General features: G+C 65.7%; 1 protein-coding gene and 1 pseudogene. Both read right to left on the bottom strand.

Annotated elements, in window-relative coordinates; all coding sequences use genetic code 11:
• Positions 1-399: pseudogene (locus GPA_RS19130) on the bottom strand (hypothetical protein); the annotation flags it as partial.
• Between the two features lie 435 nt (positions 400-834).
• Positions 835-2,220, bottom strand: a complete 1,386-nt coding sequence (gene rpoN, locus GPA_RS09160; protein WP_041239383.1) for an RNA polymerase factor sigma-54 — start codon at positions 2,218-2,220, stop codon at positions 835-837.
• Between the last annotated feature and the right edge of the window lie 389 nt (positions 2,221-2,609).

Here is a 2,609-nt window from a genome sequence, read left to right on the forward strand (position 1 = left end):
CCCGTCCAGCTCGGCCTCCGCCGTCGCGCGGCGGCCCTTCGAGAGGTTGCCTGCCGCCACGCCCAGCTCCAGCTGCGAGGTCCGGGTCCGCTCCAGCTCGTCCAGAAGGCCGCGCACGTCGCCCCCCTCCTCCGCGGCGGGCTTCAGGCCCCGCAGGTCGTCGCGCAGCGCCACGAGCACGTCGGTCTCGGCCACGATGTCGGCCATGTCGCCGCACACGGCGTCCAGCAGAAGCCCCACGAGCGACAGGTGCTCGTCGAACTCCGCCTCGGTCGCCCGCTCGATTATACCGGCAACGTCGCCCCCGGCAAGGATCTCGTCGATGCGGTAGTCGTCGCGGTACTTGTTGAACAGGTCGTAGTACGCCGCGAACTCGCGCGCAATCGCCTCGTTCTGCACGTAGGGATGACAGCTCGTCGACCTTTCCCCCCGATAAGCTGCACACCCGTTCACTTGGCCGATCCCTTTTCAGCCCAAACCAAAGACGCCTCGTAATCATCGATGCAAGAACCGTGCCACTTTCTCTCGGGAAATACCGGCAGGTCACGAGGTTGCGCGCACGCAAAAGCCGCAGACAGGCGCGCCGAGCGAGCGTCACAATATGAGAACGCATGAGAATTTGTTTAGAAATAAGACGAGGCGCACCGAGGGAAACGCTGATCAACGCAACCATGCTCTTCTTGGTTGCACCAGGTTTGCGGCATTTGCACACGGCCCCTTTTTTAACATGACCGATTGAGTCATGGACTAAATCGGCGGACGCTAGGGAAGCGCCATTAATCAGTGCTTCCCTCGGTGAGACAGCGAGACGGGACTACTGTCTCGCTGTCGCGATCAGCTGCGGCGGCGCGCGGCGCGGGCCGGGATGCCCAGCTCCTCGCGGTACTTGTTCACCGTGCGGCGGGACACGGACACGCCCTCGCGCTCAAGCGCCTCGGAGATGGCCTGGTCGCTCAACGGGTTCGACGGGTCCTCGCAATCCACGAGCTCGCCTATGCGGTGCTTCACGCTGATGGACGACACCACGCGGTCGGTGCCCTGGTAGGCCGAAGAATGGAAGAAGAACCGCAGCTCGAACACGCCGCGGGGCGTCTGCATGTAGTTGCCGTTCGACACGCGGCTCACCGTGGACTCGGACACGCCCGTGGCCTCGGCCACCTGGGCCATGGTGAGGGGGCGCAGGCAGTCGTAGCCCTTCTCGAAGAACTCCACCTGCATCTGCACCATGCAGCACGCCACCTTGTAGAGCGTGGCATGGCGGAAGTTGATGCCGTCGATGAGGCTCTCGGCCTCCTTGAGCTTCTCGCTCAGGTACGTCTCGGTCTCGTGCTCCTTCACGTTGGATGCCATGGCCCGGTACGTGGGGTTGATCTTCAGGTGCGGCAGGTAGAAGTCCTGCAGGCTGACCTCGTACGTCCCGTCGTCAACCGCCGTGACCACCACTTCGGGCCAGATGGGGCGCGATGGGCGGCCGAACTGGCTCGCAGGACGGGGGTTGCACGTGCGGATGACTTCGAGCGCCTCGCCCAGCTGGGCGAGCGAGATGCCCATGTCGCGCGCGATGGCGGCGGGGGTCCGCGTCTCGAATTCGGCGAGATGGCTTTTTATGAGGCGCTCGAGCAGCGGGGTGAGCTTGCCGGCCTTCCCCAGCTGCAAGAGCAGGCACTCGGCCAGGTTGCGCGCGGCCACGCCCGTGGGCTCGAACTGCTGGACGAGCGCGAGGACCTGGGACACCTCCTGTTCGGACACGCCGAGGGAGGCCGCCGCCTGGTCCACGGCGATGCGCAGGTAGCCGTTGCCGTCGATGTTGCCGATGAGGTACTCCCCGATAGCCTTCGCGCGCGGGCCGTCGGCCTGCAGGCGCAGCTGCTCCAGCAGGTGCTCGTCGAGCGTGTCGCCCTCGGTCAGGAAGCGGTCGAACGAGAACGAGCGCTGGGACAGGTCGCTGCGCTCGGCATCGAACGTCTCCGGGCTGCCGTGGCCGCGCTTCTCGAAGAGCGCATCGGCGCTCACGTCCTGGGAGTACCGTTCGGGCGCGAGGGGGTGGCGCGGCTCGACCCAATCGTCATCGTCGAAGAACGGGTTCTCCTCCACGCACTTCCGCGCGTACTCGGAGAGCTCCTGCGCCGACATGCGCAGGATGGCGATGCCCTGCTTGAGCTCGGTGGTGAGGTGGAGGTGCTGTTGCAGGCCGAGATCGGGCCTCTGGTCGACGTTCACGAAGCCGCCTCCGCCCCATCCGGCACGCGAGCGCCCCGGGCATGTCGATGATCTGCCGGTAAGCCTTGCCGCATGACAGCCTCTTCCCCCGTCGGAAACCGCCTACCGAGGATGCGGACCCCTCTCGGACGCCCCGCCTCGGATCGAATGGTGCCTATAGTAGCACGATCGGGCGGAAAGACGATGACTTCTTCGGTCGGGAGTTTCGCAACCCGCTCCTGCGAAAAGCGCTATCATGGGAGAAAAGACACGGCATCGACCACCGAGGAGACCGCGATGGAGCACGGAAAGCACACGTTCACGTTCATGGGGACGGCCGCCGGATGCGGCGTGCCCGCCTTCTTCTGCGACTGCCCCGCCTGCAACGAGGCGCGGCGCGACCCGCGCGC

Source organism: Gordonibacter pamelaeae 7-10-1-b (assembly GCF_000210055.1).
Lineage (GTDB): Bacteria > Actinomycetota > Coriobacteriia > Coriobacteriales > Eggerthellaceae > Gordonibacter > Gordonibacter pamelaeae.